This window comes from Tenacibaculum sp. M341, from assembly GCF_004337695.1.
Classification (GTDB): Bacteria; Bacteroidota; Bacteroidia; order Flavobacteriales; family Flavobacteriaceae; genus Polaribacter.
In genome coordinates, this window is sequence record NZ_SJXJ01000007.1 from 113,105 (window position 1) to 128,484 (window position 15,380).

The following is a 15,380-nucleotide window of genomic DNA, read 5'->3' on the forward strand; positions in this document are numbered from 1 at the left end:
ATACTTTAACAGGAATTACTCCAGTGGTAGCTGCTCAAACGGGTACTAGTTTTTCAAGTTTACAACCAGGAACTTATGAGTTAACGGAAACCAATGCCAGTGGATGTGTTTCAGCTGTAACTACTATTGTTATAGATCCATTGTTACCAGTTCCTTTAGCTCCAAGTGTTACACATGTAGATCCAACCTGTACAGTTTTAACAGGAAGTGTGAGTGTAACGAGTCCCGTAGCGACTTCAGTATACACTTTAACAGGAATAACACCAGTGGTAGTTGCCCAAACAGGTACGATTTTTACAAGTTTACAACCAGGGACTTATGAGTTAACGGAGACCAATGCCAGTGGCTGTGTTTCTGTAGCAACTACGATTGTTATCGATCCATTGTTACCAGTTCCTGTAGCTCCAAGTGCTACACATGTAGATCCAACCTGTACAGTTTTAACAGGAAGTGTGAATGTTACAAGTCCAGTAGCTACTTCAATATATACCTTAACAGGAATTACACCAGCTGTAGCAGCTCAAACAGGGACCGTTTTTTCAAGTTTACAACCTGGTACTTATGAGTTAACAGAGACCAATGCCAGCGGATGTATTTCAGTTGCGACTACGATTGTTATAGATCCATTATTACCAGTTCCTTTAGCTCCAAGTGCTATTTTAACGCAACCAACTTGTTTAGTGCCAAGTGGAACAATTACATTTGTAACACAACCAAATGTTGAGTATAGTGTTGATGGAATAAATTTTCAATCGAGTGAAGTATTTTCAAATTTATCACCAAATACATATACTCTTACAGTAAGAAATACTACAGGAGCAGGTTGTTCCGCAGTAAGTCTATTCCCAGTAACGATAAACGCAGTTCCAAGTTCACCACCAATACCAGTATTAGCAAGTGTTTTACAACCTACGTGTTCTGTTAATACAGGGACAATCACTTTTGTAACTCAGCCTAATGTAGAGTATAGTATTGATGGAATAACTTTTAGAACAAGTGAGGTTTTTTCTAATTTACCGCCCAATACCTATAATTTAACAGTAAGAAGTTCAATAGAAAGAAATTGTATAACAACAAACCCTATTCCAGTGACGATTAATTCTGTACCAACTTCACCAAATGTGCCAGTATTAGCAAGTGTTTTACAACCTACGTGTTCTGTACCAAGTGGAACGATTACTTTTGTAGCGCAACCAAATGTTGAGTATAGTATTGATGGAGTAACATTTCAATCAAGTGAAGTGTTTACCAATCTTTCACCAAATACTTATGATTTAACAGTTAGAAGTACAATAGATATTAGTTGTACCGCAATAAGTTCGGTTCCAGTAACGATTAATTCTGTACCTACTTCACCAAATGTGCCAGTATTAGCAAGTGTTTTACAGCCTACGTGTTCCGTATCAAGTGGAACGATTACTTTTGTAGCGCAACCAAATGTTGAGTATAGTATTGATGGAGTAACATTTCAATCGAGTGAAGTATTTCCGAATCTTTCGCCAGATACGTATGGTTTAACAGTTAGAAGTACTACAGATATTAGTTGTGCAGCTACAAGTTCGGTTTTAGTAACGATTAATTCTGTACCAACTTCACCAAATGTGCCAGTATTAGCAAGTGTTTTACAACCTACGTGCTCAGTACCAAGTGGAACGATTACTTTTGTAGCGCAACCAAATGTGGAGTATAGTATTGATGGAATAACATTTCAATCGAGTGAAGTATTTCCGAATCTTTCACCAGATACATATGATTTAACAGTTAGAAGTACTACAGATATTAGTTGTGCAGCTACAAGTTCGGTTTCAGTCACGATAAATTCAGTACCAACTTCACCAAATGTACCAGTATTGGCAAGTGTATTGCAACCTACGTGTTCCGTACCAAGTGGAACGATTACTTTTGTAGCGCAACCAAATGTTGAGTATAGTATTGATGGAGTAACATTTCAGTCTAGTGAAGTGTTTATGAATCTTTCACCAAATACATATGATTTAACAGTTAGAAGTACTACAGATATTAGTTGTACTGCAACAAATTCGGTTCCAGTAACAATAAATGCAGTACCAACTTCACCAAATGTACCAGTTTTGGCTAGTGTTTTACAACCGACTTGTTCAGTAATTACAGGAACCATCACTTTTGTAAGTCAACCAAATGTGGAATATAGTATTGATGGAGTAACATTCCAATCAAGTGAAGTGTTTAGCAATCTTTCACCAAATACTTATAGTTTAACAGTGAGGAGTACTACAGATATTAGTTGTACTGCAACAAGTTCGGTTCCAGTCACTATAAATTCAGTTCCTACTTCACCAAGTGTACCAGTTTTGGCTAGTGTTCTACAACCTACGTGTTCAGTACCAAGTGGAACGATTACTTTTGTAGCGCAATCCAATGTTGAGTATAGTATTGATGGAGTAACATTTCAGTCTAGTGAAGTGTTTATGAATCTTTCACCAAATACTTATAATTTAACGGTGAGGAGTACTACAGATATTAGTTGTACAGCTACAAATTCGGTTTCAGTAACGATTAATTCAGTACCAACTTCACCAAATGTGCCAGTATTAGCAAGTGTTATACAACCTACGTGTTCAGTACCAAGTGGAACGATTACTTTTGTAGCGCAACCAAATGTTGAGTATAGTATTGATGGAGTAATATTCCAATCAAGTGAAGTGTTTACGAATCTTTCACCAAATACTTATGATTTAACAGTTAGAAGTACGACAGATATTAGTTGTACCGCAACAAGTTCAGTTCCTGTAATAATAAATACAGTACCAACTTCACCAAGTGTACCGATATTAGCTAGTGTTTTACAACCTACATGTTCGGTACCAAGTGGAACAATTACTTTTGTAATTCAACCAAATGTTGAGTATAGTGTTGATGGAGTAATATTCCAATCAAGTGAAGTGTTTACCAATCTTTCACCAAATACTTATGATTTAACAGTTAGAAGTACGATAGATATTAGTTGTACAGCAACAAATTCGGTTCCTGTAACGATTAATTCTGTACCTACTTCACCAAATGTGCCAGTTTTGGCTAGTGTTTTACAACCTACGTGTTCCGTGCCAAGTGGAACGATTACTTTTGTAGCGCAACCAAATGTTGAGTATAGTATTGATGGAGTAACATTTCAATCAAGTGAAGTATTTACCAATCTTTCACCAAATACTTATAATTTAACGGTGAGGAGTACTACAGATATTAGTTGTACAGCTACAAGTTCAGTTCCTGTAACGATAAATACAGTACCTGCTATACCAATTATATCAGCTGCAGTAACAATTGAAACAAGTTGTAATGTCAATAGAGGAGAAATAACAGTAAGTCAACCATTAGGTTCTAATTTTGAATATAGTATTGATGGTGTGAGTTTTCAAAGTTCTAATGTATTCACCAATTTATTGCCGGATACTTATACGGTTACAGTTAGAGATGTTATGGATTCAACATGTAGTAATACTACCTCTTTAATAATAAATCCAAGTCCGATAGTGAACTTGGTGATTACTTGTCCGCCATCAATAACATTAGAGTGTGGAGATTCTGTAGATATAGCTGACACAGGTATACCGACTGTTAATAGTAGTTGTGGTGATGTTGTTTTTACTTTTGTTGATAGTAATTTGATTAATGGTTGTAATGCCAATACAGGAGTTTTTAGAAGAACTTTTACGGGTGTTGATGAGCAAGGGAATAGCACAACTTGTACTCAAGAAATCACTATAGAAGACACAATTCCACCAGTATTTAGTGATACTATTTCTCAAAATGTATCAGCTTCTTGCAATACTATTCCTGAAGTTGTAACTCTTGTAGCTACCGACAATTGTGGAGGTAATGTAACTATCACATTTAACGAAAATGAAATCAGAGGAGAATGTGCAAGTCAATATATTATAGAACGTGTTTGGACTGCTACAGATTTGTGTGGAAATGAAAGTTTATTTACACAACAAATAAATGTGTTTTGTCCTATAAATGTTTATAACGGAGTATCTTTTAATAATGATGGAGCTAATGATTTCTTTTTATTAGAAGGAATTGAATGTTATGTAAATAATACTGTTAAAATTTTTAATAGATGGGGGGTGTTGGTTTTTGAAACAGAAAATTATGATAATGATGAGAATGTTTTTAAAGGAATTTCAGAAGGAAGATTAACAATTGCTCAAAAGGAAAAATTACCAACAGGAACTTATTTTTATGTTATAAACTATGAGTACCCAAATAATGGAAATTTTGAGATGTTAACTAAAACTGGATATTTATATATTAGTGATTAATATATACTTTGCTAAAAGTGAATTGATTATTCTAACATTTTTTTAGTAGAAAATAGAAAGTGTAATTCTATTTTTGTGGCGATTTAAATGAACCATGAAAGTGAAAAAAACTAATCTAACTATTGCTATATGTTATTTTTTATTCAATATTCTAGTATTATCATCTCAAAATAAAAGGAAAATAGACAGTTTAAAAAGTGTCATCAATAATCAAAAAACATCAGATTCTACATTAATTGTAGCTTATAATGAAATAGGAATTCAATATGCTAGTTTTAATTATAAATTAAGTAAAAGCTACATTAATAAAGCATTAACCATTGCTGGAAAAAGTAATAATAAGCGAGGTATGGCAGGAGCTTATAATTGTCTTGGTATTTTACATTACTATCAGAAAAAGTATGATTCTGCATTAGTGAATTTTGATAAAGCTTTAACAATTAATAAAAATGAAAATCATTTGTGGGGACAAGCGTCAGCATTGTATCAAATAGGTGTTATTCAAAAGTATCAGGTAAATTATCTCGAAGCAATATCTAATTTTCAAAAAGCCAAATCAATTTTCGAATTAAAAAAAGATTCAATATCATTAGCTAAATCTATAGAAAATATTGGAGCTTCTTATAATTCTATGGGGTACTATCAAAAATCGATGTCGTTTTATTTAGAGGCAAATGAAATATATGAGAAACAACAAAATACAGTAGGTATTGGTAGAATTTATCATCATATAGCAAGAATATATATAAAGCAAAAAGCCTATAAAAAAGCGTTAGAGTATAGTAATAAGGCATTAAAAGGAATTAAAAAAACAAATAATGTCAAACAGATAACTACTATTTATTTAGGAATAGGTAAGTGCTATTTAGGGTTAAAACAATATGAAAAAGCATTGTTGTTTTTTAAAAAGGCTTTAGATGCTAGAATTCTTTTTAAAAATAAAAGTAACATCGCTATCACTCAAGTAAGAATGGGAGAGGTTTATTATTATTTGGAAGATTATAAGAAATCAATTGAATATTTAAAAAAGGCATTAGAAAATTTAACATTAAAGGGCGATTATTTTGATAGAATTACTGCAAATAATTTAATAGCTAAATCTTATTTAGAGGTAAATAAGTTATCATTAGCATATAAATATGTTTGCAATGCAGTTAAGTTATCTGAAGAAATAGGTAGTTTAGAAAAACAGAGAGTTTCTTATATACAATTTGTAAATATTTTAAAAAAGCAAAGTAGATTTAATAAAGCGCTAGAATATGCTGAGAAAGTTAATGTGTTGAACGATTCTATATATAAAATGTCAGAACTTAAAAAAGTAAAAGAGCTACAAGTAATATATGAATTAGAGAAAAAGGAAAAGCAAATTGATCAACAAGAGAATGAAATCAGTTTCTTTAAAAAAGAGCGTAAGATTAGAGAGTTAAGAATGAATTTTTTAATTATTACAATAGTGTTGTTTTTGGTTTTCTTACTGTTAGGTTTTTATATTCATAGACAGAAAATATTAAAATCTAAATTAGAGATTGAGAATTCTTTATTGGAAAAGCAGAAGTTGAGTGCAGAAATTGCTTTTAAAAAAAGAGAATTAGTTACCCATACTTTACAGATAACTAAAAAGAATATGGTATTAGAAAAATTAAAAAAGCATATTGAGAATGAAATAAAAACAGATGGTGGTAATGTTGAGTATAAGTATAATGTGCTTTTGCAGATTATTAAAAATGAATTAATGCACGATAAGGAACAATGGAGTCATTTCAAAAATTATTTTGAGAAAGTACATCCTAATTTTTATGTAGTAATTAAAGAAAAATATCCTAAAATAACACCAGGTGAATTAAGGCTTATGGCTTTAATAAAAATGAATTTATCCTATAAAGAAATAGGAGGGGTGCTAAATGTTACTTATGAAGGAGTTAAAAAGGCAACATATCGTCTTCGAAAAAAAATGGAAATAACATCAGAAACTTCGCTTCAAGATGTAGTAAATAGTTTGTGAGTAATTTATTTAGGAATGTATACAAAAAGAAAAAAGATTGAGAAGTAAAACAACTCAATCTTTTGTGAATTTGGTCGGGGTGGCAGGATTCGAACCTGCGACCTCCTGCTCCCAAAGCAGGCGCGATGACCGGGCTACGCTACACCCCGTTTTCGAATTTCGAGGTGCAAATATATATAAATTTATTTAATAAATAATAGATATTTATTTTTTTATTAAAAATATTCAACTTTTAAATGAAAGAAGAGATTTGATGATATTAAAAGGAGAATATTAAATAGTAAAAGTTTTACTATAAGTCTGAAGTCGAAGGTTAGAAGGACTTTCTTAATACTCCATACTTAATACTAGATGCTAATTTCTAAAATTACGTTCAATATTTAATACCTTATCTTTAACATTAGATGTAAGATAAATTGAAACTATCGTCTAATCATCAAAATATATCTGTATTTTTTCAACTCAAATAAAAAAAATATACATTTGTAATTCGATAAAAAAAATACCCAATGTCAAATACAATAGAAAGAATTAAGTGTTTAATCATAGGTTCAGGACCTGCTGGTTACACAGCTGCTATATATGCTGCAAGAGCTGATATGAAGCCTGTAATGTATACAGGGATGCAAATGGGAGGTCAATTAACAACCACAACTGAGGTTGATAACTTTCCTGGTTACCCTAAAGGTACAGACGGTACAACTATGATGGAAGATTTAAAAAATCAAGCAGAGCGTTTTGGAACTGATGTTCGTTTTGGTGTAGTTACTAATGTTGATTTTTCTACAGAAGTAGGAGGTATTCATAAAGTAACTGTTGATGAAGATAAAGAGTTTGAAGCTGAAACTGTTATTATTTCAACCGGAGCGACTGCTAAATATTTAGGTTTAGAAAGTGAGCAAAAATTAATTGGTGGAGGTGTATCTGCTTGTGCTACTTGTGATGGTTTCTTTTATAAAGGACAAGATGTTGTGGTAGTTGGAGCAGGAGATACTGCAGCTGAAGAAGCTACTTACTTAGCAAACATTTGTAATAAAGTTACTATGTTAGTTCGTAAAGACTACATGAGAGCTTCTAAAGCAATGCAACATAGAGTTGAAAAAACTGAAAACATTGAGGTTTTATTCAATACAGAAGTTGATGAAGTATTAGGAGATAATGTTGTAGAAGGTGTAAGAGTAGTAAACAATCAAACACAAGATAAAAAAGAAATTACAGTTACAGGAATGTTTGTAGCTATTGGACATACTCCAAATACTACATTATTTAAAGGAGTGTTAGATATGGACGAAACTGGTTATTTAATAACTAAAGGAAAGTCTACAAAAACAAATGTACCAGGAGTTTTTGCTGCAGGTGATGTTCAAGATAAAGAATATCGTCAAGCTGTAACTGCAGCTGGAACTGGTTGTATGGCTGCTTTAGATGCTGAACGTTATTTAGGAGCGTTACACTAGAAAAATAATCAATAAATATTTTACGACCATCTATAAATTATTTAGATGGTCGTTTTTTGTATTGCATTACTTCAGTTTAGAAATCATATTTATAGCCAAAGGATTATCTTTATTAAGAGCTAAAGAATTTTCAAAAGCCTTTAAAGCATCATCAAGTCTGCCTAACTCATATAAACTAGTACCATAATAATTGTAAATTCTATGCGTATAGTAACCTCGCAAAGGATAAAGTTTTAAATTAAGTTCATAAAACTTAATAGCATCTTCGTGTTTGCCTTCTTTTGCAAGTGCATCTCCATATTCATTGATTAAGCGTTCAGAAATTGCATATTGAGATTCTTTATCATACTCAGCTTTAATAAATGCTATAACCTCATTTACTGATTTTTCTTTAGCTAATTCGGCAATAGATTTTCTATTTAACATTAGTTTTCTCAAGATCCACCAATAGCGCCAAGAAGGCATTTTTGATCTGTCAGAAAGTTTATGATAGGTAAGTATATCTAATTTCGTTTTATGAACTACAACCACATTTCTTTTAGGAATAACTGTAATAAATTGACCAGATTCATCCCAAGAAGTATAAGCATCTTCAAAATCAAGATTGTCATAAAAACGATCAAAAGTCCACCATAAATATCCATAAGAAAATGTAGCAGGAGAAGAAATATCCCATAAGTTTCTAGTCAAAACAGTATCTTTTGATGTCACTTTACTTGTTATTTTCTTTATCCAATCTTCAGATATAATCTGTTTACCATTCCAAGCTCCATTTTGAAGCATTAATTGTCCTATTTTAGCCATATCTCTGGTTGACAAATGGATTTTATATGAAGGTAATTGCGAGTTTAGATGTTCAAATTTTTTAGTTTGATTGGCAATATTCCAGTCTTCAAAACCTAAAGGAATGGCGAGTTGTTCTTCAAATGCTTTGTGTACATTTTTTCCAGATTTTTTCAATAGTATTTTACTGGCTGCATTAAAATCCCAGTCATTATATAAAAAATAGCTGCCTGGTTTTACAGTTCCTCTCTTTTTAGTTTTTGAAACTGTATGAATATTTGGTGTCAGTTGATATAAAACTCCAGATTTTGAGGTAATCACATTATTTACAGTAGCTTGTTTTTCAATAGGAAGTAGTTTGTTATCTTCATCTATTCCCAACTCACCAATAGTTTCATTCAATTGAATTTTATCGTTTTCAACATATTTTCCATATAACAAACTTACAATGCTATTTCCTACAGCATTAATATTGCTAATTTCAGAAACATCTCCATATTCATAAATTATTTTTCCATTTTCAAGTACCATCATACTGGTTGTTTCAGCCTCCTTTTTTAAGTAGTCTTCAATTTCATTTAGTTTTTCGCTAGTGATATAGTTGTTTTTTAAAGAAGTGTTTTTTTCTAATGGAGTTCCATTAAAACTCGGTTTTTTATAAAACCAAGTATGTAAACTAGTAAAAGAAACAATAAATAATAATACAGATAAAGCAACTATACCTCTTAGTGCTTTTTCAATATTATATTTTTCGTACCAATTAGTTAATTTGTCTTTTTGATGTACGATAAGATAGGCTATAAAAAAATTTATTGACCAACTTAACCAAATGGAAACTGTATTAGAAACATCAATATTTCTAGAAAAAGAAACAAAAATATGTAACCAAAACTTTAACGTTATTGCAGCAAAAGTTCCAGCATAACTATAAGTCATGTATTTTTTATGCGCTTCAATATTTACTTTTTTAGCATTAAAAGCTAGGTAAGTTGCAATAAACCACATAAGACTTCCAAATGTAAAACCAGTTATACTTAGCAGGTCATTATTTGTATAATAACTTATGTAAATACCAAAAGGAGTTGCTATAAAAACTGAGGCAACATAAACATATTCTAGAACTTTGTATAATTGGATATACTTTTCTATAAAATAATTTATAAACTGAATCCCTGCAGTTAATAAAGAAATAGTAGCAAAAGTGTAGTAAACGTAAAAAGAAAAATTGTAAGTAAAGCTGTCTTGTAAAACTATAGTTTCATCAATAGCACTATCTAAAAGAAAATATTTTACAGGTATTATAATCCCAAAGAATAAACACAAACTAATAAAAAATATTAGAGTTAGTTGTTTCATTTTACTCAGAAGTTTTTTTAAAGACAATTTAATATTTTAAATGTTACACTTTTGATTTATTTTATTTAAGTAGATTGAACACAGTGTTAGTAGATATTTATCACTGTGTTCAATCTTTAATTAATATTCTTTATAAAGATGAAATTTATTACTTCTTTGTTTTTCTCCAATATAAATACCCAAAGATTAATACCAAATCAAAAGCAATGGCAGTACTGAGTAGTATAAAACCTAATTCATTTTTAACTTCTGTAATTGCTAACATTATTGAGTTAAAAGAATTATTTGCAGCGTGTAAGAAAACACCTACAAATATGGCATATCTTTTATGTCCTAAATAAGCTATAATAAAAGAAGAAGCAATACATACAATTGGGTAGGTTACAAAAGCTTCAAAATACGTGTAGTTTTCAAAATTATAGCCCTTTAAAGCCACAGGTAAATGCCATAAACCCCATACAATTCCTAATATAATTATCCCTTTAACTTCACCAAAAGCATTTATGAGCTTTTCTTGTAAATAGCCTCTCCAACCAATTTCTTCCCCTAATACAAGTATTAAAAGCGAAACAAAATTGGCGACTGTTATTAGTATCATTTTACCAGTACTGCCTAAAGCATTCCATTCAGGGGCTGTTCTTATATTTAATAATTTTTGAAGATAAAAACCTATACCAACATATAAAATAGGAATTAAAGTAGCTAGTAGTAAACTTTTAAAGTTAGGTTTAATAAACATCAAAGACTTCCAGTTTCCACCTTCTTTTTTATTTATGATGATTGCGGTTATAGATGGTAAAAAAGCATAGGTAAGCATAAATGGGAGCGATTTATTGTCAACAAATTCTAAGGCAATAAATCCAAATAACCATGAAATTCCGAGCGTTATTAATATGTAGTTTTTAGCTTTTTTAAAGTTTGAATCTCGATTTACGAGTGTTTGATTCGCTGTGTTCATAATAGTTTTACTTTTTAAATTTTAAGCAAAACAACTGATAAACACTAGTCAAATCGACTCATTAGATGCTTTGAGACCTTTTTATGAGTGATTTTTTATATTGTAATGGAGTAACACCTTCATATAATTTAAAAACTCTGTTGAAAGTTGCTTTTGAATTAAAACCAGCGTCAAAAGCTAATGCCAATAATGTTAGATTTTCAGAGTTTCCTTCTTCAATTAATTTTTTAAAATGAGCGATACGTTTTTTATTTACGTATTCATAAAAATTGGTGTGTAAGCAAGTGTTTAAAATAGCAGATAGTTTCTTGTCTGTAACATTTAATAATTCAGCTAACTCTTTTAAAGAAATCTGCTGATTTTTGAAGATATGTTCTTCTTCAAATAATGTATTTAAAGCAGCTTTAATTTTTATTATTTCAGATGAATCACAGTCTAAAGCTGAATTTAGATTTGTTTTTATTTCTTTATGCTGATTAACTTTTGTTTGTTCAAGTGGAGTAGAGGTTGATAAAAGAAAAATATGAGGCTGATTTAATCCAAAATATCCGATATAAAAAATTAAAAAGGCTAAGTACATAATATTGAAAAACATTCCGTAATTAATTTCATGAGAAGAATAAATAAATATTCCAGAAAGTAAATCAATAATAAAAAATAAGATAAAGCCTTTAATCCAAAGTAAAAGCCATTTTAAATCTATGTTTCTAAAAGAAGAATAATTATGTTTTATTTCTTCTTTATATTTTTTAACAGCTCTATAGCTTTGTATTAAGTAAAACAGTAAATATGGCATCCCTAAAGAAATAATAACACTTCCTACGAGTAGTGTATTAATACCAGCTTCAGTGACATGTTTTAGGAATAGAACGGAAGGAATACTAAAAAGCAACAGAATTATAATAAAAGGAATGCAGTGTTTTAAAAAGCTATTCGTGCTAAAGGAGTTTTTGTAAATAGCATTTACATAAAAATAGATGCTTGGACCTAATAAATAAGGAGTGATAGTTCCTAAAGAAAGAAATAAGTGATTTATATAACCTTTATTGATAAATTGAATACCAAAAGATAGGAACAGAAAAAATAAAGAGGATAAAATAATAACCAATATTCTGTTGGCTACTTTTTCTCTTAGTCTATTTAATAATAAAACAATTAAAAAAAGAATGGTGCTTACTCCAGCATACACAAAAAAAATAGCGACTTCTTTCAAGAGATTAAATTTTATGCGAAAGTACTAAGAATAAAAAAAGACCACTAATAAAAATTAGTGATCTTAAACAAACAACTAAATTCTAAAACCTATAAAAGTTGAAGAAATTTTAAACATCTAGTTATTTACATAACTCGATGTATATTTTTAGAAGCAGTATTTATTCTCTGCTTTTAATTTTTCAGCGATTGTGTTACGTAACTCAACTACGTTAGGATAGTTTGCGTATTTAGTAAAACGCTTTAATCCCATTAACATCATGCGTTGCTCATCACCCTCAGCGAAAGAAACGATTCCTTCTCTTGCGCTCTTAGTAATAATTTCAACAGCATTATATAAATATAATTTAGCCATAGCGATTTGCTCTTTTTGAGCATCTTCACCAAAACGCTTTACATTCTTTTCAGTTCTTAAAATTCCTGACTCTGCCATGTAAATCTCGATTAAGATGTTAGAAGCAGCAGTAAGTAATTGTTGGTGCTTTTCTAAATCTGGACCAAATTTTTGAAGAGCAGCTCCAGCAACCATTAAGAAAACTTTCTTTAATCTTCCGATGATGTCTTTTTCTTCAGAGAATAACTCAGAAAAATCAGGAGCATCAAATGAAGGAATTCCCATTAATTCATTACCAACAGCAGTAGCTGGTCCTAATAAATCAACATGACCTTTCATTGCTTTCTTAACTAACATACCAACAGAAAGTAATCTGTTAATTTCGTTAGTTCCTTCATAAATACGAGCAATACGAGCATCTCTCCAAGCAGCCTCCATCGGAGTTTCTTCAGAGAATCCCATACCACCAAATATCTGGATACCTTCGTCAGCACAGTTTTGAATATCTTCAGAAACAGCTACTTTTAAGATAGAACATTCGATAGCATACTCCTCAACACCTTTTAATTCAGCATCTTGATGCGTGTTACCTTCAGCTTCACGAATTGCAATTCTGTCTTCAATATTCTTAGCAGCTCTATAAGATGCAGACTCACCAACATAAGCGCTAGTAGCCATTTCAGCTAATTTAGATTTGATTGCACCAAACTCACTAATAGGAGTTTTAAACTGTTTACGCTCGTTAGCATATTTTACAGCATCAGTAACAACTCTTCTTTGAGAATCTAAACAAGCAGCAGCTAATTTAATACGTCCAACGTTTAATGCATTCATTGCAATTTTGAATCCACCACCACGCTCAGACAACATATTTTCCGCTGGAACTAAAGTATCGTTAAAGAAAACCTGACGAGTAGAAGAAGCTCTAATACCTAATTTATGTTCTTCTTCTCCTAAAGTAACACCATTTGGATTGTCTTTATCATACTCTAAGATAAATCCAGTAATGTTTTTATCATCTTCAATACGAGCAAAAACGATGAAAATCTCAGCAAAACCTGCATTAGAAATCCACATTTTTTGTCCGTTAATTTTATAATGCTTTCCATCTTCAGTTAACTCAGCAGTAGTTTTACCAGAGTTTGCATCAGATCCAGCACCTGGCTCAGTTAAACAGTAAGCACCAAAACGCTCACCCATAGCTAAAGCAGGAACATATTTTTGCTTTTGTTCTTCAGTACCATATAAAGTAATTGGCATAGTACCAATACCTGTATGCGCACCAAAAGCAGTACTAAATGAACCTGTACCACTAGAAATATAGTCACAAGTTAACATTGTAGAAACAAACCCCATACCTAAACCACCGTAAGCTTCAGGTACAGCTACACCTAAAAATCCTAACTCACCAGCTTTACGCATAGTTTCCTCAGTTAAAGCATAATCTTTAGCTTCAAAACGAGTTTTGTTAGGAATAATTTCACGGTCATTAAACTCCATAACCGCATCTCTCATCATTGTTTGCTCCTCAGTAAAATCTTCAGGAGTAAAAATGTCTTCACATTTTGTTTCTTTTACAAGGAATTGACCTCCTCTTAAAATATCTTTATTTAATTCTGACATAAGTATTAAATTTTGTTAGTATTAAGTAGTGAGTATTCAAATACTAGCTACTTTAATTACATATTGTTGTTTTCAATTATGAGTAAAGAGTTTCTCAATACTCAGTACTTAATTCTAATTTCTAGTTTAAAAATTCAAAAATACCAGCAGCACCCTGACCAGTACCTACACACATGGTTACCATACCATATTTCCCTTGCATATTACGCTTACGCATTTCGTCAAATAATTGAACAGATAATTTAGCTCCTGTACAACCTAATGGGTGACCTAATGCAATAGCTCCACCATTTACATTGATAATGTCAGCGTTTAATCCTAGCTCACGAATTACAGCTAATGACTGTGAAGCAAAAGCTTCATTTAATTCGATTAAGCTAATATCATCTTGTTTTAAACCAGCTTGTTTTAATGCCTTTGGAATAGCAGCAACAGGTCCAATCCCCATAATACGAGGAGGAACACCAGCAGCAGCGTAACTAACCATACGAGCAACAGGCTCTATGTTTAATTCTTTAACCATTTCTTCGCTCATTACCATTACAAATGCAGCACCATCACTAGTTTGTGAAGAGTTACCAGCAGTAACACTACCACCTTGAGCAAATACTGGACGTAAACGTTGTAAACCAGCAATGTTAGATCCCTTACGAGGTCCTTCATCTTTAGTTACAGTGTATTTACGAGTTGCTTTTTTACCTTTAGCGTCTAAATAAGTTTCTTCAACTTCAATTGGTACAATTTGATCTTGGAAACGATTTTCTTCTAAAGCTTTTAAAGCCTTTAAGTGAGAGTTTAAAGCAAACTCATCTTGATCTTCACGAGAAATGTTATATTTTTTAGCAACTTCTTCAGCTGTATTACCCATTCCCCAGTAATAGTCTGCATGACCAGCAGCTACTGTATCATAATTTAATTCTGGTTTAAAACCAGTCATTGGTACAGAAGTCATACTTTCTGCTCCTCCAGCGATAATACAATCAGCCATTCCAGATTGTATTTTAGCTACAGCCATACCAATAGTTTCTAATCCAGAAGAACAAAAACGGTTCACAGTTACACCAGGTACATCTTCTACTTTTAATCCCATTAAAGAAATTAAACGTGCCATGTTTAAACCTTGTGATCCTTCTGGCATTGCATTACCTACAATAACGTCGTCAATACGTTTTTTATCAAATTCAGGTAACTGCTTCATCATATACTCGATGGTTTCAGCAGCTAACTCGTCAGCTCTTTTAAATCTAAAAACACCTCTTTTAGATTTACCTACGGCTGTTCTATATCCTTTTACTATATATGCTGTCTTCATTTGTTTTTTGAGATTTTTAGAGTCAAGAATAAAGAGTTAAGA

Annotated in this window: 8 protein-coding genes and 1 tRNA gene; 3 read left to right on the forward strand and 6 right to left on the reverse strand. The window is 31.5% G+C overall.

All coding sequences use genetic code 11. The features are described from left to right. Both EYW44_RS09520 and EYW44_RS09525 read left to right on the forward strand, forming a co-directional pair. Positions 1-4,301 (forward strand): gliding motility-associated C-terminal domain-containing protein (locus EYW44_RS09520; RefSeq protein WP_165872191.1); only part of this gene is annotated, 4,301 nt, incomplete at its 5' end. Between the two features lie 100 nt (positions 4,302-4,401). Next, positions 4,402-6,303 carry a tetratricopeptide repeat protein gene (locus EYW44_RS09525; protein ID WP_165872192.1) on the forward strand — a complete coding sequence of 634 codons (1,902 nt, stop codon included), beginning with the start codon at positions 4,402-4,404 and terminating at the stop codon, positions 6,301-6,303. A 71-nt stretch (positions 6,304-6,374) separates the two neighbouring features. Here EYW44_RS09525 and EYW44_RS09530 read toward each other — a convergent pair. Further along, positions 6,375-6,452: transfer RNA gene (locus EYW44_RS09530), tRNA-Pro, on the reverse strand. A 360-nt stretch (positions 6,453-6,812) separates the two neighbouring features. Between EYW44_RS09530 and trxB the strand changes: the two genes are divergently transcribed. After that, positions 6,813-7,760: a thioredoxin-disulfide reductase gene (gene trxB, locus EYW44_RS09535; protein ID WP_132723439.1), complete on the forward strand. Its 948-nt coding sequence runs from the start codon at positions 6,813-6,815 to the stop codon at positions 7,758-7,760. 66 nt (positions 7,761-7,826) lie between these two features. On the opposite strand, the gene EYW44_RS09540 is transcribed toward trxB, so the two are convergent. The 5 genes from EYW44_RS09540 to EYW44_RS09560 all read right to left on the reverse strand — a co-directional run bounded on the left by EYW44_RS09540 (position 7,827) and on the right by EYW44_RS09560 (position 15,338). Then, complete coding sequence (locus EYW44_RS09540; protein WP_132723440.1) at positions 7,827-9,899, reverse strand: DUF2306 domain-containing protein; 2,073 nt, start codon at positions 9,897-9,899, stop codon at positions 7,827-7,829. Between the two features lie 148 nt (positions 9,900-10,047). Continuing rightward, positions 10,048-10,857, reverse strand: coding sequence for a CPBP family intramembrane glutamic endopeptidase (locus EYW44_RS09545; protein WP_132723441.1), 810 nt, complete (start codon positions 10,855-10,857; stop codon positions 10,048-10,050). Between the two features lie 61 nt (positions 10,858-10,918). Continuing rightward, positions 10,919-12,070: a helix-turn-helix domain-containing protein gene (locus tag EYW44_RS09550; RefSeq protein WP_132723442.1), complete on the reverse strand. Its 1,152-nt coding sequence runs from the start codon at positions 12,068-12,070 to the stop codon at positions 10,919-10,921. Between the two features lie 147 nt (positions 12,071-12,217). After that, complete coding sequence (locus EYW44_RS09555; RefSeq protein ID WP_132723443.1) at positions 12,218-14,026, reverse strand: acyl-CoA dehydrogenase family protein; 1,809 nt, start codon at positions 14,024-14,026, stop codon at positions 12,218-12,220. A gap of 121 nt (positions 14,027-14,147) precedes the next feature. Further along, entirely contained in the window at positions 14,148-15,338 is a 1,191-nt protein-coding gene (locus EYW44_RS09560) for an acetyl-CoA C-acyltransferase (protein WP_132723444.1), read from the reverse strand. Between the last annotated feature and the right edge of the window lie 42 nt (positions 15,339-15,380).